The sequence below is a fragment of the Bradyrhizobium sp. BRP56 genome, from assembly GCF_020194035.1.
GTDB lineage: Bacteria > Pseudomonadota > Alphaproteobacteria > Rhizobiales > Xanthobacteraceae > Bradyrhizobium > Bradyrhizobium australafricanum.
On sequence record NZ_JADYVV010000002.1, the window covers coordinates 297,974 to 320,915 of the forward strand.

20 protein-coding genes, 1 pseudogene and 1 riboswitch are annotated in these 22,942 nt (G+C 66.1%); of the genes and pseudogenes, 9 read left to right on the forward strand and 12 right to left on the reverse strand.

Annotation, left to right across the window (positions count from 1 at the left end; all coding sequences use genetic code 11):
- Positions 1-15: 15 nt before the first annotated feature.
- The 4 genes from lpxI (at position 16) to I6F38_RS03175 (ending at position 3,287) form a co-directional block, all read left to right on the forward strand.
- Positions 16-873: a UDP-2,3-diacylglucosamine diphosphatase LpxI gene (lpxI, locus tag I6F38_RS03160; RefSeq protein WP_038377445.1), complete on the forward strand. Its 858-nt coding sequence runs from the start codon at positions 16-18 to the stop codon at positions 871-873.
- On the forward strand, positions 873-2,051 hold the full coding sequence (gene lpxB, locus I6F38_RS03165; RefSeq protein WP_225159016.1) for a lipid-A-disaccharide synthase: 1,179 nt from the start codon (positions 873-875) through the stop codon (positions 2,049-2,051). The genes lpxI and lpxB overlap by 1 nt, the downstream gene beginning before the upstream one ends.
- 114 nt (positions 2,052-2,165) lie before the next feature.
- Positions 2,166-2,825 carry an SRPBCC family protein gene (locus tag I6F38_RS03170; RefSeq protein ID WP_225159017.1) on the forward strand — a complete coding sequence of 220 codons (660 nt, stop codon included), beginning with the start codon at positions 2,166-2,168 and terminating at the stop codon, positions 2,823-2,825.
- A gap of 93 nt (positions 2,826-2,918) precedes the next feature.
- Positions 2,919-3,287: a metalloregulator ArsR/SmtB family transcription factor gene (locus I6F38_RS03175; protein ID WP_225159018.1), complete on the forward strand. Its 369-nt coding sequence runs from the start codon at positions 2,919-2,921 to the stop codon at positions 3,285-3,287.
- Positions 3,288-3,321: 34 nt separating this feature from the next.
- Here I6F38_RS03175 and gltA read toward each other — a convergent pair whose 3' ends face one another.
- Together gltA and gltX are read right to left on the reverse strand one after the other, a co-directional pair.
- Positions 3,322-4,623 (reverse strand): citrate synthase, encoded by a 1,302-nt coding sequence (gene gltA / locus I6F38_RS03180; RefSeq protein WP_092077397.1) that lies wholly within the window; start codon positions 4,621-4,623, stop codon positions 3,322-3,324.
- Between the two features lie 160 nt (positions 4,624-4,783).
- Positions 4,784-6,205 (reverse strand): glutamate--tRNA ligase, encoded by a 1,422-nt coding sequence (gene gltX / locus I6F38_RS03185; RefSeq protein WP_225159019.1) that lies wholly within the window; start codon positions 6,203-6,205, stop codon positions 4,784-4,786.
- Between the two features lie 189 nt (positions 6,206-6,394).
- Here gltX and I6F38_RS03190 point away from each other — a divergent pair, with 189 nt between their 5' ends.
- The 3 genes from I6F38_RS03190 to I6F38_RS03200 all read left to right on the forward strand — a co-directional run bounded on the left by I6F38_RS03190 (position 6,395) and on the right by I6F38_RS03200 (position 9,157).
- On the forward strand, positions 6,395-8,074 hold the full coding sequence (locus I6F38_RS03190) for a glutamine--tRNA ligase/YqeY domain fusion protein (RefSeq protein ID WP_225159020.1): 1,680 nt from the start codon (positions 6,395-6,397) through the stop codon (positions 8,072-8,074).
- 45 nt (positions 8,075-8,119) lie between these two features.
- Positions 8,120-8,506: a nuclear transport factor 2 family protein gene (locus I6F38_RS03195; protein WP_225159021.1), complete on the forward strand. Its 387-nt coding sequence runs from the start codon at positions 8,120-8,122 to the stop codon at positions 8,504-8,506.
- A gap of 288 nt (positions 8,507-8,794) precedes the next feature.
- Entirely contained in the window at positions 8,795-9,157 is a 363-nt protein-coding gene (locus I6F38_RS03200) for an SPW repeat protein (protein ID WP_076825399.1), read from the forward strand.
- A 316-nt stretch (positions 9,158-9,473) separates the two neighbouring features.
- On the opposite strand, the gene I6F38_RS03205 is transcribed toward I6F38_RS03200, so the two are convergent.
- The gene (locus tag I6F38_RS03205; RefSeq protein WP_225159022.1) at positions 9,474-10,802 is read right to left on the reverse strand and encodes an MFS transporter; all 1,329 of its coding nucleotides are present in this window, start codon (positions 10,800-10,802) and stop codon (positions 9,474-9,476) included.
- Positions 10,803-11,234: 432 nt separating this feature from the next.
- Here I6F38_RS03205 and I6F38_RS03210 point away from each other — a divergent pair.
- Positions 11,235-13,519 (forward strand): annotated as a pseudogene (locus I6F38_RS03210) (ComEC/Rec2 family competence protein).
- Here the strand turns inward: I6F38_RS03210 and I6F38_RS03215 are convergent.
- The 9 genes from I6F38_RS03215 to I6F38_RS03255 form a co-directional block, all read right to left on the reverse strand.
- Complete coding sequence (locus I6F38_RS03215) at positions 13,516-13,743, reverse strand: hypothetical protein (RefSeq protein ID WP_092077331.1); 228 nt, start codon at positions 13,741-13,743, stop codon at positions 13,516-13,518. The pseudogene I6F38_RS03210 and the gene I6F38_RS03215 sit on opposite strands and share 4 nt — an antisense overlap.
- A gap of 145 nt (positions 13,744-13,888) precedes the next feature.
- Positions 13,889-14,317 (reverse strand): hypothetical protein, encoded by a 429-nt coding sequence (locus I6F38_RS03220; protein ID WP_026192810.1) that lies wholly within the window; start codon positions 14,315-14,317, stop codon positions 13,889-13,891.
- Positions 14,318-14,573: 256 nt separating this feature from the next.
- Positions 14,574-15,278, reverse strand: coding sequence for a transcriptional repressor LexA (lexA, locus tag I6F38_RS03225; RefSeq protein WP_016841600.1), 705 nt, complete (start codon positions 15,276-15,278; stop codon positions 14,574-14,576).
- A 243-nt stretch (positions 15,279-15,521) separates the two neighbouring features.
- Positions 15,522-16,733, reverse strand: coding sequence for a gephyrin-like molybdotransferase Glp (gene glp, locus I6F38_RS03230; protein ID WP_225159023.1), 1,212 nt, complete (start codon positions 16,731-16,733; stop codon positions 15,522-15,524).
- Between the two features lie 26 nt (positions 16,734-16,759).
- Complete coding sequence (locus I6F38_RS03235; protein WP_225159024.1) at positions 16,760-17,386, reverse strand: HAD family phosphatase; 627 nt, start codon at positions 17,384-17,386, stop codon at positions 16,760-16,762.
- A gap of 432 nt (positions 17,387-17,818) precedes the next feature.
- On the reverse strand, positions 17,819-17,965 hold the full coding sequence (locus I6F38_RS03240; RefSeq protein WP_225159025.1) for a hypothetical protein: 147 nt from the start codon (positions 17,963-17,965) through the stop codon (positions 17,819-17,821).
- Between the two features lie 117 nt (positions 17,966-18,082).
- Positions 18,083-19,354, reverse strand: a complete 1,272-nt coding sequence (glyA, locus tag I6F38_RS03245) for a serine hydroxymethyltransferase (RefSeq protein ID WP_225159026.1) — start codon at positions 19,352-19,354, stop codon at positions 18,083-18,085.
- Between the two features lie 36 nt (positions 19,355-19,390).
- A riboswitch (ZMP/ZTP riboswitch) is annotated at positions 19,391-19,476 on the reverse strand.
- Between the two features lie 85 nt (positions 19,477-19,561).
- Positions 19,562-20,224, reverse strand: coding sequence for a response regulator transcription factor (locus I6F38_RS03250; RefSeq protein ID WP_038385131.1), 663 nt, complete (start codon positions 20,222-20,224; stop codon positions 19,562-19,564).
- Positions 20,221-21,642 carry a histidine kinase gene (locus I6F38_RS03255; protein WP_225159027.1) on the reverse strand — a complete coding sequence of 474 codons (1,422 nt, stop codon included), beginning with the start codon at positions 21,640-21,642 and terminating at the stop codon, positions 20,221-20,223. Before I6F38_RS03255 ends, I6F38_RS03250 begins: the two co-directional genes overlap by 4 nt.
- A 237-nt stretch (positions 21,643-21,879) precedes the next feature.
- Between I6F38_RS03255 and I6F38_RS03260 the strand changes: the two genes are divergently transcribed.
- Positions 21,880-22,815, forward strand: coding sequence for a DUF3280 domain-containing protein (locus I6F38_RS03260; protein ID WP_225159028.1), 936 nt, complete (start codon positions 21,880-21,882; stop codon positions 22,813-22,815).
- Positions 22,816-22,942 lie beyond the last annotated feature (127 nt).

Consider the following 22,942-nt stretch of genomic DNA (forward strand, 5'->3'; position numbering starts at 1 on the left):
GGGATGGCCGCCAGCATGACGTCAGCGGCTCCCTCGCTTTCCTCGCCGGTCGGCGTCATCGCCGGCGGCGGCGCCATGCCGTTCGCGGTCGCCGACTCCCTGGTTGCGCGCGGCATCACGCCAGTGCTGTTCGCGCTGCGCGGCGCCTGCGATCCGGCGCGCGCGCAGCGGTTTCGTCACCGCTGGATCTCGGTCGGCCAGCTCGGGCGGGCGACCCGGCTGTTCCGCGACGAAGGCTGCCGCGATCTGATCTTCATCGGCACCCTGGTGCGGCCCGCGCTGTCGGAGATCCGGCTCGACTGGGGCACGCTGCGCCTGCTCGGCCACGTCGTGCGCGCATTTCGCGGCGGCGACGATCATTTGCTGTCGAGCGTTGGCCGCATCCTCGAGCAGCAGGGCTTCCGCATGGTCGGGATCAAGGATGTCGCGCCCGATCTGTTGATGCCGGAGGGCGCCGTGACGCGCGCGGCGCCCGACAGCACGGCGCTCGCCGACATCGCGCGCGGACGCGGCGTGCTTGACGCGCTCGGCCCGTTCGACATCGGTCAGGCGGCCGTGGTGATCGACGGTCATGTGGTAGCGGTCGAGGATATCGAGGGTACCGACGGGCTGCTCGCGCGCGTCGCGCGGCTGCGCGCCGAGGGTCGCATTCGCGCCAAGGCCGGCCGCGGCGTGCTGGTGAAGGCTCCGAAGAGCCGGCAGGATCTGCGCTTCGATCTGCCGACGATCGGCCCGCGGACGGTCGAGGGCGCGGCAGCAGCGGGTATCGCCGGCATCGCCGTGATTGCCGGCAACACGCTGGCCGCCGAGCCGCAGGCCCTGGTCGAGGCCGCCGACGCCAGGGGGCTGTTTGTCATCGGGCTGGCGGGCTGATGCAGGTGCGCAGCCCCAGCACCGCTCGCAAGATCTTCCTCATCGCGACCGAGGAATCCGGCGACCGCCTCGGCGCGGCGCTGATGCAGGTGCTGCGCCAGCGGCTCGGCGATGCCGTGCAGTTTTCCGGCGTCGGCGGCCGGGCGATGACTGCTCAGGGTATCGCCCCGCTGTTTCCGATCGAAGAGCTCTCGATCATGGGCTTTGCCGCCGTCGTGAAGCAATTGCCGAAAATCCTGCGATTGATCCGGCGCACCGCCAATGCCGCGCTCGCCGACGCGCCTGACATGCTCGTCATCATCGACAGCCCCGATTTCACCCACCGCGTCGCCCGTCGTGTCCGCGCCCGCAATCCGAACATTCCGATCGTCGACTACGTGTCGCCGTCGGTCTGGGCCTGGCGGCCGGGCAGGGCGCGCGCGATGCGGGGGTATGTCGACCACGTGCTCGCGCTGCTGCCGTTCGAGCCGGAGGAATATCGCAAGCTGCAGGGACCGCCGTGCAGCTATGTCGGCCACCCCCTGACCGAGCAGCTCGCCACGCTGCGCCCGAACGAGGACGAGCAGAAGCGGCGCGATGCGCAGCCTCCGGTACTGCTGGTATTGCCCGGAAGCCGGCGCAGCGAGATCAGGCATCATCTGGCGCTGTTCGGCACGGCGCTGGGCCAGCTCAGCAAACAAACGCCGTTCGAGCTCGTGCTCCCCACCATGCCGCATCTCGAGGCGATGGTGCGCGAAGGCGTCGCGTCGTGGCCGGTGGTGCCGCGGCTCGCGATCGGCGAGACAGAAAAGCGCGCCGCGTTCCGCGTCGCCCGCGCTGCGCTCGCGAAGTCGGGCACGGTGACACTGGAGCTCGCGCTGTCAGGGATTCCCATGGTGACGGCCTATCGCGTCGGCGCCGCCGAGGCGTTCATCCTGCGCCGGGCGATCCGGGTGTCGTCGGTGATCCTCGCCAATCTCGTGATCGGCAGCGATATCATTCCCGAGTTCCTGCAGGAGGACTGCACGCCGGACAAGCTCGCAGCGGCGCTGGGTGACGTGCTTGCGGATACACCCGATCGTCTGCGGCAGCTCGTGGGATTCGCGACGATGGACGGGAAGATGTCCACCGGCGACCAGCCGCCGAGCGTACGCGCCGCCGACATCGTGCTGGCGGAGATGGGGCGCCGTTCGACTTAGCCAATCGATGGTGTCCTCGCTCTGTAGCGACATCCCGCCGCGACGATCCCGCTTGCGCTGAATATTTAGACCGTACTAATATTAGCGATATCTAATATAGATACAGAGCCTGCCATGAAGATCGACCCGGTCGCCTATGTCGGAGCCGTCGTTCGCGAAGTCGCCTTCCGGGAACGCGACGGCAAGCCGGCGCGGGCGGTGATCGCGACCCGCAGCTACGACACCGACATTGCCGATCTCTGGGATGTGCTGACCAACCCCGAACGCATTCCGCGCTGGTTCCTGCCGATCTCGGGCGACCTGAGGCTTGGCGGCCGCTATCAGTTCCAGGGCCACGCGGGCGGCGAGATCACGACGTGTGAGCCGCCGCGACGGCTTGCCGTCACTTGGGAGTCCATGGGCACGGTCAGCTGGGTTAGCGTCACGCTGGCCGAGAATGGCCCGGACGCCACGCGCCTGGAATTGGAACACCTCTCGGTGATCGAGGGCGACTTCTGGGACCGCTACGGGGCCGGTGCGGTAGGCGTCGGCTGGGATCTCGCGCTGCTCGGGCTCGCGCTCTATCTGGCCATGCCGCCCGGCGAGGAATTCGACCGCGCCGCCGCGTCCGCCTGGCCAGCCACCGACGACGGCAAGGAATTCATCCGCCACGCCAGCGAGGACTGGTGCAGGGCCTCGATCGCGGCGGGCACGGAGGAGGCTGCGGCGCGCAGATCGGCCGCAAACACCACGGCGGCCTATTGCGGCGAGCCGGAGCCGGGGAGCGGAGGCTAGAGCATGATCCGGAAAAGTGTGAAGCGGTTTTCCCTCGCGACAAACGCGAAGCGTTTGCGCGGAGATCATGCTCAAACAAAGAGCTAAAGCGGGATGACGATGCAGTCTCATCGCGCTTTAGCGACCTTGCACGCCTTCGACATCCTCGGCGATCCCGTCCGCCGGCGCATCCTGGAACTGCTTGCGACCGGCGAGCACAGTTCGGGCGACGTCGTTGCGGTCGTGCAGCGCGAGTTCGGCATCACCCAGTCGGCGGTGTCGCAGCAATTGCGGATCTTGCGGGACGCCGGTTTCGCGTCGGTGCGCGCCGAGGGCACGCGCCGCATCTATGCGGTCGAGCCGGTGCGGCTGCGCGAGGTCGACGACTGGCTCGACCGGTTCAGGGCGTTCTGGCTGCCGCGCCTTGACGCGATCGCGACCGAAGTCGCGCGGGGCAAACGAAAACGGCGCCATCAGGAATGATGGCGCCGTCCCGGATTCTCTTCAGCGATGCAGCTTACTTGCGCTTGTCGATCTGCACATAGTCGCGGCGTGCGACGCCGGTGTAGAGCTGGCGCGGACGGCCGATCTTCTGCTGCGGGTCCTCGATCATCTCGCTCCACTGGCTGATCCAGCCGACGGTGCGGGCGACCGCGAACAGCACGGTGAACATCGAGACCGGGAAGCCCATCGCCTTCAGCGTGATGCCCGAATAGAAGTCGACGTTCGGGTAGAGCTTGCGATCGATGAAGTAGGGATCGCTGAGCGCGATCTTCTCGAGCTCCATCGCGACCTTGAGCATCGGATCGTCGCCGTGGCCGGTCTCCTTCAGCACCGCGTGACACATCTTCTGCATGATCTTGGCGCGCGGATCGTAGTTCTTGTAGACGCGGTGGCCGAAGCCCATCAGGCGAACTTCGCTGTTCTTGTCCTTCACCTTGGCGATGAAGTCCGGAATGTTTTCGACCTTGCCGATGTCGTAGAGCATGTTGAGCGCGGCCTCGTTGGCGCCGCCATGCGCCGGGCCCCACAGGCAGGCGATGCCGGCCGCGATGCAGGCGAACGGGTTGGCGCCCGAGGAGCCGGCGATGCGCACCGTCGAGGTCGAGGCGTTCTGCTCGTGGTCGGCGTGCAGGATGAAGATCTTGTCGAGCGCGTCGGCGAGCACCGGGTTGATCTTGTAGTCCTCGCAGGGCACCGCGAAGCACATGTTGAGGAAGTTCTCGGCAAACGAGAGCGAGTTCTTCGGATAGATGAAGGGCTGACCGACGGTGTACTTGTAGGCCATCGCCGCCAGCGTCGGCACCTTCGCGATCATGCGCATCGAGGCGATCATGCGCTGACGCGGATCGTTGATGTCGGTGGAGTCGTGATAGAACGCGGCCAGTGCGCCGACGGCGGCGACCATGATCGCCATCGGATGAGCGTCGCGGCGGAAGCCCTGGAAGAACCGCGCCATCTGCTCATGCACCATCGTGTGATGGATCACGCGATGGTCGAAGTCCTTCTTCTGCGCCGGGGTCGGAAGATCCCCGTACAGCAGCAGGTAGCAGGTCTCGAGGAAGTCGCCGTGCTCGGCGAGCTGCTCGATCGGATAGCCGCGGTATTCGAGCACGCCGGCGTCGCCGTCGATGTAGGTGATCTTCGACTGGCAGCTGCCGGTCGAGGTGAAGCCGGGGTCGTAGGTGAACACCCCGGCCTGGCCGTAGAGCTTGGCGATGTCGATGACATCAGGCCCAACCGTGCCGCTCAGGATCGGGAAATCGTAGTTCTTGTTGCCGATGGTGAGTGTGGCTGTCTTGCTGGATTTTGCGTCCATCGTGATATCCCCGATGAATTCGTTGCGAAAACCGACCTTGCCCAGTCGCTAAATTGCGGCCCATGGCGGGGCGGAACGGCTTGTGGAGAAAGCGTCCAGAATTGGGTAGCTCATTGCCATGTGCGCTGCAAGATGGACCCTGGAGGGGGTCCATGCAGGATCACGCCGCCTGATCGGCGAGACGGGCAAGGCACTCCTGGCGTCCCAGGACGGCCAGCACGTCGAATATGCCCGGCGACGTCGTGCGTCCCGTCAGTGCTACCCGCAGCGGCTGGGCGACGGCGCCGAGTTTCAGGTTGTTCTGCTCGGCGAAATTCCGCATCGCGGTCTCGGTGGTTTCCGCCGTCCAGTCGTTGACGGCTTCCAGCGCGGTGCGCAGGCGGCCGATCAACGCGCGCGTTTCCGGCGTCAGCAGCGCCACCGCTTTCGGATCGAGCGCGAGCGGACGATCGGCGAAGATGAAGTAGGCGCCCGCGATCAGCTCGATCAGCGTCTTGGCGCGCTCCTTCAGGCTCGGCATCGCTCGCAGCAATTGCGCGCGGGTGGTGTCGTTGAGCTTGGCCTTCAGCGCGGCGCCCTCGGGAACATAATCCAGCACGCTCTCGAACTGGGTCACGAGGGATTGATCGTCGCTCTGCCGGATATAGTGGCCGTTGAGGTTCTCCAGCTTGGCGAAATCGAACCGTGCCGCAGAGCGGCCGATGCCCGAGAGGTCGAACGCGTCGATCATCTCCTGGGTCGAGAAGATCTCCTGATCGCCATGGCTCCAGCCGAGCCGGACGAGGTAGTTGCGCAAGGCGGCCGGCAGGTAGCCGAGCGCGCGGTAGGCGTCGACGCCGAGCGCGCCATGGCGCTTCGACAGTTTCGAGCCGTCGGGACCGTGGATCAGCGGAATGTGGGACATGCTCGGCAGTTCCCACTCCAGCGCGTCGTAGATCTGCTTCTGACGCGCGGCGTTGATCAGGTGGTCGTCGCCACGGATGATGTGAGTGACGCCCATATCGTGGTCGTCGACCACGACCGCGAGCATGTAGGTCGGGGTGCCGTCGCCGCGCAGCAGGACGAGGTCGTCGAGGTTCTCGTTCTGCCAGACCACGCGGCCCTGCACCTGGTCCTCGATCACGGTTTCGCCGGTCTGCGGCGCCTTGAGGCGGATGGTCGGCTTGATGCCGTCGGGCGCCGTGGCCGGATCGCGGTCGCGCCACATGCCGTCATAGAGGCGGGTGCGGCCCTCGGCGCGCGCCCTCTCGCGCATCGCGGTGAGCTCTTCCGGCGAGGCATAGCAGTAATAGGCGCGCCCGGCGGCGAGCAGGCTCTCGGCGACCTCGCGATGGCGGGCGGCGCGGCTGAACTGGTAGATGACCTCGCCGTCCCAATCGAGCTCGAGCCACTTCAGGCCGTCCAGGATGGCGTCGATCGCCTCCTTGGTCGAGCGTTCACGGTCGGTGTCCTCGATCCGGAGCAGCATCTTGCCGCCGAGCTTCCTGGCATAGAGCCAGTTGAACAGCGCGGTGCGGGCACCTCCGATATGGAGGAAGCCGGTCGGTGAGGGGGCGAAGCGGGTAACGACGGGTTTGGTCATGATCGAGCGAGACGTATGCTGAGACGGCGGTGGTGTATATCAGGAACCGGACATAACTAAACCCCCGGCTGACCTTTTGCCCACCAAACCAGGCCTCAAACCAGGCTTGAAACCAGGCTTGAAACCAGGCTTGGCCGGACGGCACGAATTTGGCAGAAGGTTGAGCTGACTCCTCCAGGGAACCCTTTGATGACGACTGACACGACGGCAGAGGCAGGGCGCGACTTCATCCGCGACATCGTCCAGGCCGATCTCTCCTCCCACAAGCACAACCGGATCGTGACCCGTTTCCCGCCGGAGCCGAACGGCTACCTGCATATCGGCCACGCCAAGTCGATCGCCCTGAATTTCGGCATCGCGCAGGAGTTCGGCGGCCAGTGCAATTTGCGCTTCGACGACACCAATCCGACCAAGGAGGAGCAGGAGTACATCGACTCCATCCAGGCCGACGTCCATTGGCTCGGCTACGACTGGGGAGCCAACCTGTTCTTTGCGTCGGACTATTTCGAGCGCCTGTACGATTGGGCCGAGGGCCTGATCAAGGCCGGCTATGCCTATGTCGACGATCAGTCGCAGGAGGAGATCCGCACTTCCCGCGGCACGCTGACCGAGCCCGGCAAGAACTCGCCGTTCCGCGACCGCTCGGTCGAGGAGAACCTCGACCTGTTCCGCCGCATGAAGGCCGGAGAGTTCTCGAACGGCGCCCGCGTGCTGCGCGCCAAGATCGACATGGCCGCCGGCAACATCAACCTGCGCGATCCGGTGCTCTACCGCATTCTGCACGCCCATCATCCGCGTACCGGCGACAAGTGGTCGATCTATCCGAGCTACGACTACGCGCACGGCCAGTCGGACGCGATCGAGGGCATCACCCATTCGATCTGCACGCTGGAGTTCGAGGATCACCGCCCGCTCTATGAGTGGCTGCTCGACAAGCTGCCGGTGCCTTCGAAGCCGCGCCAGTACGAAATGGCACGGCTCAACCTGACCTATACGCTGCTGTCCAAGCGCGTGCTGACCCAGCTCGTCCGTGACGGCCACGTCTCGGGCTGGGACGATCCGCGCATGCCGACCATTGCCGGCTTGAAGCGGCGCGGCGTGCCGCCGGCCGCGGTGCGCGAATTCATCAAGCGCATCGGCGTCGCCAAGGCCAACAGTGTGGTCGATGTCGGGATGCTCGAATTCTGCATCCGCGAGGAGTTGAACCGCACGGCGCTGCGCCGCATGGCAGTGCTGCGGCCGCTCAAGGTGGTGATCGAGAATTATCCGGAAGGGCAGGTCGAGGAGATCGAGGCGATCAACCATCCCGACAATCCGGAAGCCGGCACCCGCAAGATCGCGTTCGGACGCGAGCTCTATATCGAGCGCGACGACTTCATGGAGAATCCGCCGAAGAAATTCTACCGCCTCTCGCCCGGCAACGAGGTGCGGCTGCGCTACGCCTACTTCATCAAGTGCACCGGCGTGGTGAAGAACGACGCCGGCGAGATCGTCGAACTCCGCGCGACCTACGATCCCTTGACCAAGGGCGGCAATGCGCCCGACGGCCGCAAGGTCAAGGCGACGATGCACTGGTTGCCGGCAGCGCAGTCGAAGCCGGCGGAGATCCGTATCTACAACCAGCTGTTCGCCAATCCGAGCCCGAACGCGGCCGATTTCGCCGCCGACCTCAATCCGCAGTCGCTCGAAGTGCTGAAGGATGCGCGCGTCGAGCCGGCGATCGCCGAGAGCAATTCGTCCGACCCGATGCAGTTCGAGCGGCAGGGCTATTTCGTGCGCGACGCGGATTCGAAGCCGGACCGGCTGGTGTTCAACCGCACCATCGGCCTGCGCGACACCTTCGCCAAGGAAGTCGGCGGCAAGGGCTAGCCGAGAGGAAGCGCGTCCCGCGCGGACAAGCGGACGGGGGGATCGATGCCTGACGAATCCGACGAGATCGCCTCCGCCATCATCGCCAGATGGTCGGCGGGTTTCAGCAGGCTCGATGCGAATGCGTTAAGCGCGCTCTATTCGAAGAGCGCGTTCTTCTTCGGCTCGAACCCGACGCTGTATCGCGGCCGCGACGGCGTCAAAGCCTACTTTGACGGTCTGCCGCGCTGGCACGCGCCGCGCGTTCAGTTCAGCGATGTCAGGGCAGAACGGGCTAACGCCGATCTCGTCAACATGGCGGGCATCGCGTCATTCTTCCTCGACGGCGATGCGCCCTCGCTCGCCGTCAAGATCACCTGGGTGATCGCGCGCGAGGACGGCGACTGGAAGATCGTCTGCCACCACGTCTCGTCGCAGACGCCGCTGATCTAGGCTTAGCGCTGGAGCGTGACACAAAAAGTCGAGGGCCGGCGGGCCCTCGTAGTCAGGGAGGGTGCGCGGGGCCGGGCGCCTCGCGGCTGCACCCAACTCGCAGGCTATCTGGATCGCGCTGCATTGCGAGGAGGGACCAAGGTCGTAGGCTGCGGAGCGCGGCTTCTGGGCGCCCGGACGGCAGCATGGTCGTCGGCTTGCGGATCAGCAGCGGCAACACATCGCAGGTCGGACAGATGCTTTTTTGTCCGCGCCGCACCATATCTTCGGAAGAAGGAGGTGAGGATCATGCGCATTCAACACTGGCAGGATGCTGCCAGCCTGTTGGTAGGCGCCTGGCTGGTCGCATCGCCGTTTGCACTGGGCTTCTCCGGTGCAGCTCTCTGGATCTCCATCGCGCTCGGATTGGGCGTCGTGCTGTTCGCCCTGGAGGCATTCATCATTCCGTCCTATCTGGAGGAATGGGGCGAGATGCTGATGGGGTTGGCTCTGGTGGTCGCACCCTGGACGTTTGGCTACCAGCAGGGATCGGTCACGACGAGCAGCGTGCTCGCCGGCGTCGTGGTGATCGTGCTCGCGTGCTGGGAGCTGACGATGGATCGTGATTTCGCCACCTGGTGGCACGATCGCTGGCATCACCGAGCTGGCTGAGAGGAAGCGGACTGAGACGTTGGCCTGACCGCCAACCAAAGGCGGCCGGAGCGGGGATTGGCGTGGCGCGGGATCCCCTCTGCCGCCCGATGCAGGTTCAACAGAGACATCACGCTAGAGACGGCGGGTACGGGACGATTCAGAAGCGTCGTCCCGCACTCGCTGGACGGCGGCCATGGCGCCTGCAGGGTGAGAGCGTTTTCGGGCGACGTGGATACCGGTTCGCGTAAGGAAAACGCGTCAAAACAGGATTCCTGGGCCCCGTTCCGATCCCATCGGAACGGGGCTCTAGTCGCCCGTCAGCAAGGTGACTCCGTCACGATGCGGCTTTCGCCTCGATCTGCTCCCAAATTCTGGTCTTGCGTGTCTCGGGCATGATGAAAACGGCGATCACGAAGCACACCGCGGGAACGACAATCGGGTAGATCAGCGCGTAGCCGATGCTGCCGGTCGCCGCGAAGGCGGCTGACGTGATGAAGGGCACCAATCCGCCGCCCCAACCATTGCCGATATGATACGGCACCGAGACCGAGGTGTACCTGATCCTGGCCGGGAAAAACTCCGCCAGGAACGCGCCGACCGGCCCGTACACCATCCCGACGTAGCAGACGAGGATGAAGATGATGAAGACGGCGACCGGATAGTTGATGTGTCCCGGCTGTGTGACCATGCCGAGCCACAGATACAGCGGGTAGTAGGTGATCGCAGCAAGCAGCATTCCTCCGAGGATCACGGACTTGCGCCCGATCTGATCCGACAGCCAACCAAAGAAGATCAGGCTCGGCGTTGCGATCAACAATGCGGCTCCCACGATGTAGGCCGAGGTAACCGCATCGACCTTGGAGACCTGCTGCAGGAAGTACAGTGCCCAGAATTGACCACTGTACCAGACCACGCCCTGTCCAATCAGGACGACGATCGCGATCAGGATGTACTTGATGTTGGCGCTGAGGAAAGCTTCCCGCCAGGGATTCCTGGTCATCTGTCCGCGCGCCTTGATCTCCTGGAAAATCGGCGTCTCCTGGAGCTGCAGGCGGATGTAGATGGCGATGGCCACCAGCAGGAACGAGACCAGGAACGGCACGCGCCACGCCCATTCGTCAAAGGCCTGATTGCCGGCCCAGGTTCGGGTCAGAACGATCACGGCCAGCGACACCACGATTCCGAGCGTCGGCGAGGTTTGTAGCCAGCCCGTGTAGTAGCCGCGGTGGTCATCCGGAACATGCTCGGCGACGTAGGTGATGGCGCCGCCATATTCGCCGCCCAGGCAGAGACCCTGGATCATCCGCAAGCCGAACAGAACGAATGCGGCCGTCAGGCCGATCGATTCATAGGTTGGGATGAGTCCGATCGCGCCCGTTCCCAGGCCCATTCCGCTCAACGTAACAAGGAATGTATATTTGCGGCCGACCCGATCGCCCATCCATCCGAACAGGAAGGCCCCCAGCGGGCGGATCAGGAATCCCGCAGTGAACAGCGCGATCGTGCTCAGCAGGGCTGCGACGGGGTGGGACTGCTCAAAGAACTTGACCGACAGAACCGCGGCCAGGCTGCCAAAAATATAAAAGTCGTACCATTCAATGATGTTTCCCACTGACGCAGCGACAATCACGCGGCGAAAATCGCTTGGTACTTGAATTGCCATGTGCTGCTCCTCTCAAAAGCAAACGCTACTCCTCGCGTTTTTCAGCGATCCATCCGCTCGCGGAGTGCGCGTGGTGCGCGGCGTTACAGGCGAGATTTGCGCGTTCGTCCGCAACGCCTGATCTCAGGGGAGTTGTGGCCACCTGAGAGGAGCTCCAGCGGCCTTCAAGTGCCGCGAGCCGTCACTGCCTCATCCCCGTCTCTTTGGGAGTGGAGGCATCGGAACAGTCTATTCCTAATGTGATCGGTATCTTAGTGAGACTTTCGGCTCGATCGATTTGACGCAGGCGGCAGCCGTGGCCCGGCGCGAGCTAGGCAAGGCGCAGGACGATCCAGGTACCCGGGCGTTGCCGGTCCGTATTCTGCATCCGTTCCGCTAGTCGGGTGACGGGGCCATCCGCTAGCCTGCCGCCCGGCAGGGATCGCAAGCGGAATGGCGGAGCAGGGCACGACGCCGGGCGGCAAACGCGGCTACGCGGGGACGTGGCCGCCGCGCACGGCTGCGCCGGTCGGCGGCTTTCTCCCGGCGCGCGCCGGCATCTGGAAGCCTCTCGTCGAGACATTGCGGCAATGGGCGCGCGCCGAGGCCGGCGCTGGCCGCCTGTTGCCCTGGGTGCCGGTGGCGTTCGGCACCGGCATCGCGTTCTATTTCGCGGCCGAGCACGAGCCGGTGCTGTCGGTCGCGGCCACCGTCGCAATCCTGCTCTGCCTGCTGGCGCTGCTGCGGCGGCGGCGCAGCGTGTTTCCCGTCATCGTGATGCTGGCCGCGGTCGCCGCGGGCTTTGCGACGGCGACCTGGAAGACGGCGCGCGTTGCTCACACGGTGCTGGCGCGGCCGATGTTCTCGGTGGCGCTGACCGGCTTCGTCGAGACGCGCGACATCCGCGAGAAGACCGATCGTTTCGTGCTGCGCGTGGTTTCGATGGAGAGCCCGCGCGACACGACGAAGCTCGATCGGGTCCGGCTCTCGGTGAAGAAGGGCACCGCGCCCGATGTGGGCAGCTTCGTTGAGTTGAAGGCGCGGCTGATGCCGTCGCTCGGGCCACAGCGCCCGGGCTCCTATGATTTCGGCCGGGACCTCTATTTCCAGGGCATCGGCGCCTCCGGCTTCGTGATGGGCGCGGTCAAGACCAGGGAGCCGCCTGCGACCGGCGGCTTTGCGCTGCGCTACGCCGCCTTCATGCAGGGCCTGCGCGACGCCATCGACGCGCGGATCCGCACCACGCTCGACGGCGACCAGCGCGCGATCGCAACCGCCTTGCTCACCGGCCGGCGCGACGCGATCTCGACGCCGGTCAACGATGCGATGTTCATCTCGGGGCTCGGCCACGTGCTGTCGATCTCCGGCTACCACATGGCCGTGGTCGCCGGCGTCGTGTTCTTCGCGGTGCGCGCGCTGCTCGCGCTGTTTCCGGCGCTGACGGCGGCGCATCCGATCAAGAAATGGGCAGCGGCGGCCGCGCTGGTCGCCGCGGCGTTCCATCTGTTGCTGTCGGGCGCGGAGGTCGCGACGCAGCGGTCGTTCTTCATGACCGCCGTGGTGCTGCTCGCCGTGATCGTCGACCGCCGCGCGATCACCTTCCGGACGCTGGCGGTGGCGGCGCTGATCGTGCTCGCGATCGCGCCGGAGGCGCTGGTGCATCCCAGTTTCCAGATGTCCTTCGCCGCGACGCTCGGGCTGGTGGCGCTGGTGCAGATCGGACTGCCGAACCTGCTGGCGTCGCCCGACCATTCGGCGACGCGCGCGTCGCGCTGTGGGGCGGGCGCGAGCTCACGATGCTGATGCTGGCCTCGCTGGTGGCGGGGCTGGCGACGACGCCCTATGCCGCATTCCATTTCCACCGCGTGACGCCCTACGGGCTGCTCGCCAACCTCGCGGCGATGCCGGTGGTCTCGGCGGTCGTGATGCCGGCCGGCCTGCTGGGGCTCGTCGCCATGCCGTTCGGCTTCGACGGCGTGTTCTGGGCGATCATGGGTCTTGGCATCGACTGGATGATCCTGGTGACGCAATGGGTCGCCGCACTCCCGGGCGCGGTCGGCCGCATGGCGGCGTTCGGCATCGGGCCGCTGATCGCAGCGAGCGCCGGCATCATCCTGCTCGGGCTGCTGCGCACGCCGCTGCGCTGGTCAGGCGCGGTGCTGCTGCTGGTGGCCTCGGTCGGGGCGCTCAGGGTGCCGCAGCCGGACGTGCTGATCTCGGGCGACGGCCGCAACGTCGCGGTGCGTGGCGGTGATGGACGGCTGCATCTGATGCACAGCGCCAAGGATGCATTTTTGGTCAAGGAGTGGCTGGCGGCGGACGCCGACGCGCGCACCGCCACCGATGCGTCGCTTGGCGAGGGCGTCTCGTGCGATGCCGGCGGCTGCGTGACCCAAGGACCCGGCGGCGCCTTCGTCGCGCTGGCGACCCGGCCGGAGGCGCTGGCGGACGACTGCGAGCGCGCAGGCCTGATCGTGACGACGCGGCCGGCGCCGCAGGGCTGCGCGGCATCGGTGATCGATGCCGAGCGGCTGCGCCGCCACGGCGCGCTGGTGCTGCGACGGAGCAGGGACGGCTACGCCGTCGATGCGGTCAAGCCCGGCGGGATCGACCGGCCGTGGTCGCCGGCGGTTCCCGGCGACGGCGAGAGCGAGACGACGCTGCGCGCGCCCGCCGTCGCGCCGCGGCCCGCGGTGGATGCGACGCCGGCCGAGACCGATCTGCAGGGCGATGATTAGCCGTGGTCCGGCGACGGCGCGCTCGGCAGCTCGAACAGGCCGAGATGGTATTCGTCGGAGTCGGGGCCGGCGTCGGGCTTCTTGACGAGGGTGAAGGAAGCCTCGGGAAATTGCTCCCAGACTTTCAGGTCGTCGGCCGTTACCGTCAGCCAACCGAACCGGAACATGTAGCGGCCCGGTTCCGTGACGCGTCCAGCCTTTTGCCATGTGACCTTATCGACCACCGCGCACGTCCTCCGTGCCTGATGATGCGCCAAGGTGCCGGCCGACGCAAATCTCCTTCTGCGCCCCGGAAGCGGGAGTCCGGGGTCGCCCGAAATTGCTTAGGTCATCCGCCGCCGAACAGCTCATTCCGCGGCGACGATGCGCTCAACCCAAAAACAGCGTTGCGAATGCGGAGGGCCGCCGCTCCACAACCTTCGGCTTCTGCTCGACCGGCGGATGCAGCGCCGGCAATTGCAGCACGCTAACGCGCTGTCCCTCGACCAGCTGAGTCACCAGCACATGGCTGCCGTCGGGGAATTCGACCGCGTCATGATGCCGATCAGGCACGTCGGGCTCGACTTCGTTGAACACGCCGACGCGATAGTTCAGCGTCTTGGTCCAGATCCAGCGGCTGTCGTAGCGAACGTTCTCGGCGAAAGCGAGCTCGGTGCCCGGCAGCATGCAGACCGCGACAGTGGGGTCATTCTCCGAAGCAAAGCCGCGGGTCGACGTGCCGCGGAACGTCGTCGTGATCAGCGTCTCTCCGACAATGGCGGGGCGCGATGCCACGGCGTGCAGACTATAGTCACACATCGGATGGCTCCTCATTTCGAGGTAGCGACCCGTGCCTCTCCTTGAGGCATTAGGGCCTCTACCAGAGTGGACGATAGCGAACGAGCGTCTGCTCGTTTCTGGGCGATTGTACGACTGGTCCGAGATCGCTCCGATCACAAACACGCGACGCTGCGCGAGAGGTATCGGAGCGCATCGGGCAGGCCGTACGCTACACTATCATGCAAGGAACGATCCGACGTGTTGCTCGTTCCCGGCCGCCGCAAGTATTTGCAATTCAGTATTTGCGATAAAGGCCGATCAGCTTGCCCTGGATGCGGACCCGGTTCGGCGGCAGGATGCGCACTTCATAGGCGGTGTTGGCCGGCTCGAGCGCGATCGATGCGCCGCGGCGGCGAAAGCGCTTCAGGGTGGCTTCCTCCTCATCGATCAGCGCCACCACGATGTCGCCGGTATTGGCGACGTCGTTGCGCTGGATCAGCGCCATGTCGCCGTCGAGGATGCCGGCATCGACCATCGAGTCGCCGCGCACCTCGAGCGCATAGTGCTCGCCGGCACCGAGCATGTCGGGCGGCACGCTGATGGTGTGGCTGCGGGTCTGCAGCGCCTCGATCGGCGTACCGGCGGCGATCCGGCCCATCACGGGGACCGCGACCGGACGGTTGCCGTCATCCTCGGCAATCGGCGGCGTGCTGGCGCGCCGGCCGAGGGTGCCTTCGATGACGCTGGGCGTGAAGCCGCGGCGGCCGTTGCCGCCGCCGGCCGAGAGTTCGGGCAGCTTGATGACCTCGATGGCGCGGGCGCGGTTCGGCAGGCGGCGGATGAAGCCGCGCTCCTCCAGCGCAGTGATCAGGCGGTGGATACCGGACTTCGAGCGCAGGTCGAGCGCATCCTTCATCTCGTCGAAGGAGGGCGGTACGCCGGCCTCTTTCAGACGTTCATTGATGAAACGCAGTAGTTCGTACTGTTTGCGCGTGAGCATCTCGAGTATTCCCCCGGTTGATAGCGTCGTTCGATTCCGAGACTCTTCTGGTGGGGCCTGCAGGCCGGGCCTGACCTCAGGAGCATGTGCTCAATGCACCTGCTTCCATGCAGCTTCCCGATTGTAGACACCAGTACTCGAAACAAATCATGAACGGACACTATATGTTCGATATGTGTTCCGCAACCACTTAATTTCCGGTGAACGTGTCGGGCAACGCACAATCGGCGGGGCGCGAAAACCCTATTCGGGCAGTGTCAGAATCTCGCATTCGCTGCCCTTGACGGCAGCTGCCGCAAACGGCGGACGCACGAGAAGTGCCCGTGCCGCAGCGAGATTCCCGAGCAGCGACGAGTCCTGCTGCGTCACCGGCGTTGCGATCAGCGTGCCGTCCTCGCGCGCTTCGAGCCGCGCACGCAGATAGTCCTCGCGCTGGTCGTTGGCGGCGAGGTCGCGGCCGAGCAGGGCGCTCGCGCGGCGATGATGAATCACTTTCCGGCCGCTCAGCGCCCGAATCAACGGCACCAGGAACAGGAAGGCGCAGACATAGGACGACACCGGATTGCCGGGCAGACCGATCACCCGCATCGCGCCGAGCCGGCCATGCATCATCGGCTTGCCGGGCCGCATCGCAATCCGCCAGAACGCCATCTCGACGCCCTCGGCTTCCAGCGACCGCTTGACGAGATCGTGGTCGCCGACCGAGGCGCCGCCTGTCGTGATCAGGACATCGGCGCCGGCCTCGCGTGCCCGGCGGATGCCCGCCGTGGTCGCCTCTACCGTGTCGGCGGCAACGCCGAGGTCGACGGTCTCGGCCCCTTCGGCGCGCGCCAGCGCCCGCAGCGCGTAGCCGTTGGAATAGACGATCTGGCCGGGACCGGGCTGCGAGCCCGGCATCACCAGCTCGTCGCCGGTCGCCAGCACCGCGACCTTCGGGCGGCGCCGCACCGCAAGTTCCGGATAGTTCATGGCGGCCGCCAGCGACAGCGCGCGGTCGGACAGGCGGCTGCCGCCGGCGAGCAGCACCTCGCCCTCACGGAAGTCGACCCCGGCCGGGCGGATGTGCCGCCCGACGCTGGCGGCCTCCGTGATCGTGATGTGGTCGCCGTCGACGGCGGTGTCCTCCTGGATGATCACCGCGTCGGCGCCATTGGGAATCACGCCGCCGGTGAAGATCCGCACCGCCTCGCCGGCGCCGACCGTCCGCTCGAACGGCCGGCCGGCGGCGACTTCGCCGATCACCTTGAGCCGGGCCTTTAGATCAGCCGCATCGGCGGCGCGCACCGCATAGCCGTCCATCGCCGACATCGGCTGCGGCGGCTGGGTGCGGAGCGCCGCGAGGTCGTGCGCAAGCGTGCGGTGGTAGGCGGCATCGAGCGCGACCATCTCCTCCGGCAGCGGTTCGGCGCCGGCGAGGACGGCGGACAGGGCATCGGCAACCGGCATCAGGGCCACGCTCAGAGCTCCTCAATTCCTAATGTTCAAATTCCAAGTGCGGTCAAAGCCCTTGCCACGTCATCCGTCGACGTCACGTGGATAGCATGAAGGCCGCGCGCCCGCGCACCTTCGATATTAGCGGCCAGGTCGTCGAAGAACAGGATCCGCGACGCCGGCACGCCGATGGCTTTTACCACATGATCGTAGGCCTCGGCGTCCGGTTTGCGGAAGCCGATGCTCGAGGACAGGAAGACGTTGCGGAAATGGCTGAGCAGCTCGGCATGGGTGACCGAGAAATGCGCGACATGGGCCGGATTGGTGTTGGAGAAGGCGTAGAGCAGCATCCGCTCGGCGGCCGCCGCGAGCAGCGGGGCGATGCCCGGCATCTCGCCGGTGAAGATCGCGTTCCAGCCTTCGAGGAACTGGGCGTCCGTGATGTTGATGCCGAGCGTCCGGCGCAGATTCTCGAAGAATGCCGCGTCGTCGATCCGGCCGATCTCGTGATGCTTGAAACTGTCGTCGACGACAAAGCGCGTGGCGAGCTCGGCGGGCGCACACCCGGCATGCTGCGCCCAGTGCGCCATCACCTTGTCAAAGTTGATGTCGAGCACGACGCGGCCGATATCGAACAGCAGCACGTCGACGGAGTTGGGAGTGAATTGCGAGGTCATTGCGTGAAACCGTGTACGAGAATTGCTGGCAGGCGGCAATGTCCTCGATTTCAGTGACCGGTGTGTGGATTGTACGTGGCGTTGCATTCATCGCGATACCGTTCCCGCGCACAACACCGTCGTCGCGGCGAAGGCCGGGACCCATAACCACCGCATTTGATCAGGAACGGGATCGTGGCCCCAGCGTCGCGCAACAATTGAGATTTGGGGTAATGGGTCCCGGCCTTCGCCGGGACGACGGCGGGTGTCGTCGCTTGTGCGTCAAACATCCGCATTCTCGCGACATGATCTGTCCGAGCTTTGCTCTTCGTTTCACCCTATATTTTTGCTGCGGGGCTTGCCCCGTCGGGGCAACTCAGTGGCACGCGCGTGAGCTTTAGGCACCAAGCAGCTTGATGCCCGCCGGCGGTTGATGCCCGCCGGGCGTAGCTCTCACAGCCTGGACAGCGCCAGGCCGAGGTAACCGATCAGCGCACCGGTGCTGAGAATGATGACGACGAGCGCCTGTTCCGAGCGGGCTTGCAAGGTTTTCCGGGTCACGGCGTTGGACGCTCCGTCTTTCGAGATCATGCGGTCCAACGAACAGCATCAATTTCCGTTCCGGTCCTTTTCGGGAACCTTCACGACGTCCCCATGTAGGCCGCACATCCGGCCGAGTGACGCGACGGACGCGGAACAGGAACGCGGCTCGGCCGCCTATGAGGGCGGCCCGATCCCAGGAACGGGGAAAGCGCGGCACATCTCGACGCTGTTCGACCTCAGTCGCTTGACGACCGCTGCATCTCCCTTCGACCGGAGGGATTCCGCAATGAGTTCGGCGATCAGGCGCATTTCGGGCTCGCCCATGCCGCGCGTGGTCGCCGCCGGCGTCCCGAGGCGGATGCCGCTCGGCCTGAGCGGCGGCCGCGGATCGTCGGGAATGATCTGCTTGTTTGCGGTGATCCCGACGGCGTCGAGGATGTTCTCGGCCGCGCCGCCGTCCAGGCCGACGCTGGCCACCGTATCCACAACCATCATGTGATTGTCGGTTCCGCCGGTGATCAACGTCATGCCGCGTTCCATCAACGCTTCGGCCAGGACCTTCGCGTTGCGCATGACCAGTCTTGCATAGGCCTGAAAATCGGACGTCGATGCCTTCTTCAGCGTGACCGCGGTTCCGGCCACAACGTTCATGTGCGGACCTCCCTGCAGTCCCGGAAACACCGACGCGTCGATCTTGCCGGCGAACTCCCGGCGACAGAGAACGATGCCGCCGCGCGGTCCGCGAAGCGTCTTGTGCGATGTCGTCGTCATCACGTCGAAACCCGCATCGAGCGGATTGCGCAAGGCGTTGCCGGCGATCAGGCCGCCGTAATGGCTGACGTCCGCCATGGTCAGCGCACCCACCTCATCGGCAATGCTCGTGAAGGACGCATAATCCAGATCGCGCGGATAAGAGCTGTAGCCGCACAGCACCAGCTTCGGACGGACGTGCCGGGCCATGGCGCGGAGCTCATCGAAATCGATGGCGCCGCCGTTTGACGGCTGCGTCTTGTAGCGGGCGAAGTTGAAGAGCCGCCCCATGTGCGACACCGGCGCGCCATGGGTGAGATGGCCGCCGTGTGACAGGTCCATCGCCAATATCGTATCGCCGGGCTGCAGCAGGCCGAGATACACGGCCTGGTTCATTGGCGACCCGGACAGAGGCTGAACGTTGGCATGTTCGGCGCGGAACAGCGCGCAAGCGCGCTGTCGGGCAAGGTTCTCTACCTGGTCGGTAAATTCCTGGCCGCCATAATAGCGGCGTCCCGGATAGCCCTCGGAATACTTGTTGGTGAACACCGATCCCAGCAGCTCGAGCACCTCGGGATAGGTGTAGTTCTCCGACGGAATCAGCTCGACGCCGTCTTGCTGGCGGCGCTCTTCGCCCTCGAGCGCAAGGGCAACTTCCGAATCGTTGAGATGGAGTTCGTTGCGGAATAACGGCATGGTCCGGGCTCCCTAAGACGCTGGATCATCAGCTGAACGGGTTGCCCAGGCGAACGGCGTTGGAACCCTTCGCGCTTCACCGTGGTCAATTCCACGTAAGCTCGCCAGTCGCGCGAGGGGCGAATGAGCCTGCGAAGCTCATCGCGAGCAGAGGCTATCCAATCTCAGGCGGGCTCGCAAGGGTTGGTCGCTGCCGCTGACGCGGGCTCAGCGTTCGCCGAGATCGAGCTGCGTCAGGATGCCTTGCCGCAGCGCGAGGCGGACCAACTCGATATCGGTGCCGACGCCGAGCTTGTCCTTGATCAGGGAATGCAGGTTCGCGACCGTCTTGGGACTGAGGTGCAGCGCCTCGGCGATCTCCTCGGTGGTGTTTTCCGCGAGCAGCATGCGCAGCACCTCGAATTCCCGCGCGGTCAGGAGGTCGGCCGCCTTGGTCTCGCCGGCAAGGTGGCTGAGCGCGAGCTCGTGGTCGATATCCGGGCTGATCGCGATCTTGCCCGACAGCGCATCCATCACGGCGTGCACCAGAGTCTCCGGCGGGCTGGTCTTGGTGACATAGCCGCTCGCGCCGGCGCGGATCGCCTGCACGGCAAACGCGGCGTTCTGGTGCATGGTGAACACCAGGATTTTTGCGCGCCTGTCCCACTGCCGGAGGCGGCGGATGGCCTCGATGCCGCCGATGCCGGGCATCGACAGGTCCATGATGACGAGGTCGGGCCCGGTCTCCTTGTAGAGGCGGTAGGCCTCGACGCCGTCGGAGGCTTCGGCGACGACGCAGAGGCCCGGCTGCTTCTGCAGCATCGCCCTGTAGCCCTCCCGGACGACGGCGTGGTCGTCGACCAGCATGATGGTTCGCGCCGCATGGCTCATGCCGCGTGCTCCACCGGTGCGGCCTCTCGGATGGCGGCGACGGGAACGATGACGCGGAGCGAGGAGCCGCTGGGCTGTCCGGTCTCGAAGCTGAGCCGCCCGCCCAGCGCGGCGACCCGTTCGCGCATGCCGAGCAGGCCGAGGCCGGACCTGAGCTGGGAATCGCCTTGCGGATCGCCGGGCTGGCCGTCATCGTCGATCGCGAGCACGATCGCGCTGTCGCCGCCGCCAGGCGGCGCCTCGCGCATCTCAAGCCGCAGCATGACGCGCGTGGCGCCGGCATGCTTGGCGGCGTTGGTGAGCGCCTCCTGCACGATGCGGTAGAGATTGGCGGTGACGGAGGCGGCAAGGCGCTCGAACGATCCCGATATGGTGATCTCGAACCGCGGCTGTCCGCGGCTGCGGCCGTTCCAGCCGGCGACCAGGCCCTCGAGGCTGGCCGCAAGTCCGAGTTCGTCGACATCGGGCGGGCGGAGCCGGAAGAGGGCGCCGCGCAACGTCTCCATCATGTCGGTCGCGGTCCGCGCGATGCCGTCGCATTCGGCGAGCAAAGGCGGGCAATCCGCGGCCGCGGTCTGGCGCGCCGAGGCGGCGAGCGCACGGATTGCGGCCAGCGACTGCCCGAACTCGTCATGCAGCTCACGCGCGAGGTGCCGGCGCTCCTCGTCCTGCACCAGGATCAGTTTCTGCGTCAGCGCGTTGCGGTCGGAGAGCGCGGCGGCGAGGCGCTCGGCGAGCTGGTTGAAGACGTCGCCGATCGCGGACAGTTCGGCGAGATCGAACGGCGGCAGGCGCGCGGCGAGGTCGCCCGCAGCGATCCGCTCGAGCCCGTCGCGGATCTGCCGCGTCGGACGCAGCGCCCGCGCCAACGCCGCATAGACCAGGGCGCAGAGCAGCGGCAGCGCGATCATGAACACCGCCATCAGCCGGCCGGCATCGTGCCAGGCCTCGGCGGTCGGCACCGCCGGATCAATCCAGGCCACCGCTTCGCCGACGGCAATGCCGCGCGAAACCACCTGCCGCACCGCCTCGCGGCCGGGATCGAACAGGCGGCGATAGAGCGCCGCGAAGGCCAGCGGCGGCGCGGCCGTGTCAGTCTGCGCGCCGCCGCAGAAGCGTTGGCTGATCTCGCCGCTATTGCTGCGAAAGGCGAGGCACAGTCCCGGCGTCATGACCGTCGCGGCAACGCTGTCGAGATCTGGAAAGTCGGAACGCGCATTGTTCAGCCACTGGATCTTGCTCTGCTGCAGCTCCAGCGTCTTGGCGGCGACATCGGCAACCGCCGCGATCCGCCCGCGCACCGAGCGGTCGGCCTCGATCAGGAAATAGCCCGAGATGACGGCAAAGCAGAGCGTCGAGACGATCGCCACGCGCAACGTCAACCGCAGTTTCAGATCGCTTCCGGACCAATTCCACATTGGCGTATCCTCAAGATCGAAGGCGGGCTTCGGCGCGCGATCGCGGGCAGGGCCGCCACGCACATTAAACGGCAGAAGGGAGGCGCCGAGAAGCGCTGCCATAGCCGTTCTTCGGGCGCGGACCATCGTCGTGAAATTTTCCCGGCACCGGGCGGGAGGCACTCCGCTGCGGCGCGGCGGCCAGTTGGCCCAGGATGCGACCGACCCGCTCGCGCCAGCACCCGAAAGGCCCAGACCATGCGACAATCCCGTCTTGTCTTGCACGCCCTCGCGTTGACCGGCCTTCTGGCCGGACCTTGTCAGCTGAGCGCCGAAACGGGCACGGTGCCAGCATCTCAGCTTGGCGTCAGCATCGATGATTTCAGCTATGTCGACACCTCGGGCGAGGTGATCGATCAGACTGCCGCGCACCAGAAGCGGCTCGACGCGTTCATGCGAGCGCTGCGCGCCGACGTCGCCGCGGAGCCGCGCTATCGCCTGGTGCCAGCAGCGGCGCCCGCAGGCGAGGCCCGGATCAAGGTGGTCGGCGGCGTGCAGAAGATGAGCACACTGGTGCAGTGGGCCAAGGTGGCGGTCGTCGATGTCGAAGCGAGCCGCGTGCTGTACGAAAAGCTCTACACGTTTCGCGGCGACAATGACGAGGCATGGGACCATGCGCGGATGTTCGTGTCGCGCGAGGTGCGCAGCGTCCTCGCGGCCGTGCCGCCGCCGGCACAGGCCGCCATGGCCGCGCCGATCGGGCTTGCGGTGTTCGAATTCGAGCTTGAGGACACCTCCGCGGCGCCGGCATCCGGCCTTGCCGACGCCGATGCAGCCTACCTCGCCGATGTGACCAAGGGCGTGCGCGACCGGCTTGCGCAGTCGGGCCGCTACCGCCTGGTCGATACCGGCGGCGCGACCGCCGAGCCCGTCAAGGCACGTGCGCTGCGCGACTGCGATGGCTGCGAGGCCGCGATTGCACAGCAGCTCGGCGCCGATCAATCGCTGATCGGCGTGATCAGGCGGGTCAGCCGGACCGAATACACGATCGGCTTCCAGCTGCGCGACGCCCGCAGCGGCGCGGTCGTCTCACGCGGCGACAGCGGCCTGCGGATGGGCGCCGATTATTCCTGGACCCGTGGCGCGGTCCGCCTGGTCGGCGATCGCCTGCTCGAGGGTGGGGCGCAGCGCTAGGGATGCTTCGCGGCTGCGGCTGCAACTCTGGCAGGCGGACCATAGCAAAGTGCGATAGCTGCTAGACACACCGTCATCTGGCTCCGGGCTCATGCGTGCGCTATCACCGCCGCCTGATCACCGCAAG

Coding starts and splice junctions, on each gene's coding strand:
- I6F38_RS03260 (WP_225159028.1), top strand. CDS start 21,880: ATGCGACAATCCCGTCTTGTCTTGCACGCCCTCGCGTTGACCGGCCTT.
- lexA (WP_016841600.1), bottom strand. CDS start 15,278: ATGCTCACGCGCAAACAGTACGAACTACTGCGTTTCATCAATGAACGT.
- I6F38_RS03170 (WP_225159017.1), top strand. CDS start 2,166: ATGAAGATCGACCCGGTCGCCTATGTCGGAGCCGTCGTTCGCGAAGTC.
- I6F38_RS03200 (WP_076825399.1), top strand. CDS start 8,795: ATGCGCATTCAACACTGGCAGGATGCTGCCAGCCTGTTGGTAGGCGCC.
- I6F38_RS03205 (WP_225159022.1), bottom strand. CDS start 10,802: ATGGCAATTCAAGTACCAAGCGATTTTCGCCGCGTGATTGTCGCTGCG.
- I6F38_RS03250 (WP_038385131.1), bottom strand. CDS start 20,224: ATGAGCCATGCGGCGCGAACCATCATGCTGGTCGACGACCACGCCGTC.
- I6F38_RS03190 (WP_225159020.1), top strand. CDS start 6,395: ATGACGACTGACACGACGGCAGAGGCAGGGCGCGACTTCATCCGCGAC.
- I6F38_RS03175 (WP_225159018.1), top strand. CDS start 2,919: ATGACGATGCAGTCTCATCGCGCTTTAGCGACCTTGCACGCCTTCGAC.
- glyA (WP_225159026.1), bottom strand. CDS start 19,354: ATGCCGTTATTCCGCAACGAACTCCATCTCAACGATTCGGAAGTTGCC.
- gltX (WP_225159019.1), bottom strand. CDS start 6,205: ATGACCAAACCCGTCGTTACCCGCTTCGCCCCCTCACCGACCGGCTTC.
- I6F38_RS03235 (WP_225159024.1), bottom strand. CDS start 17,386: ATGACCTCGCAATTCACTCCCAACTCCGTCGACGTGCTGCTGTTCGAT.
- lpxI (WP_038377445.1), top strand. CDS start 16: ATGACGTCAGCGGCTCCCTCGCTTTCCTCGCCGGTCGGCGTCATCGCC.
- I6F38_RS03220 (WP_026192810.1), bottom strand. CDS start 14,317: ATGTGTGACTATAGTCTGCACGCCGTGGCATCGCGCCCCGCCATTGTC.
- I6F38_RS03255 (WP_225159027.1), bottom strand. CDS start 21,642: ATGTGGAATTGGTCCGGAAGCGATCTGAAACTGCGGTTGACGTTGCGC.
- lpxB (WP_225159016.1), top strand. CDS start 873: ATGCAGGTGCGCAGCCCCAGCACCGCTCGCAAGATCTTCCTCATCGCG.
- gltA (WP_092077397.1), bottom strand. CDS start 4,623: ATGGACGCAAAATCCAGCAAGACAGCCACACTCACCATCGGCAACAAG.
- I6F38_RS03195 (WP_225159021.1), top strand. CDS start 8,120: ATGCCTGACGAATCCGACGAGATCGCCTCCGCCATCATCGCCAGATGG.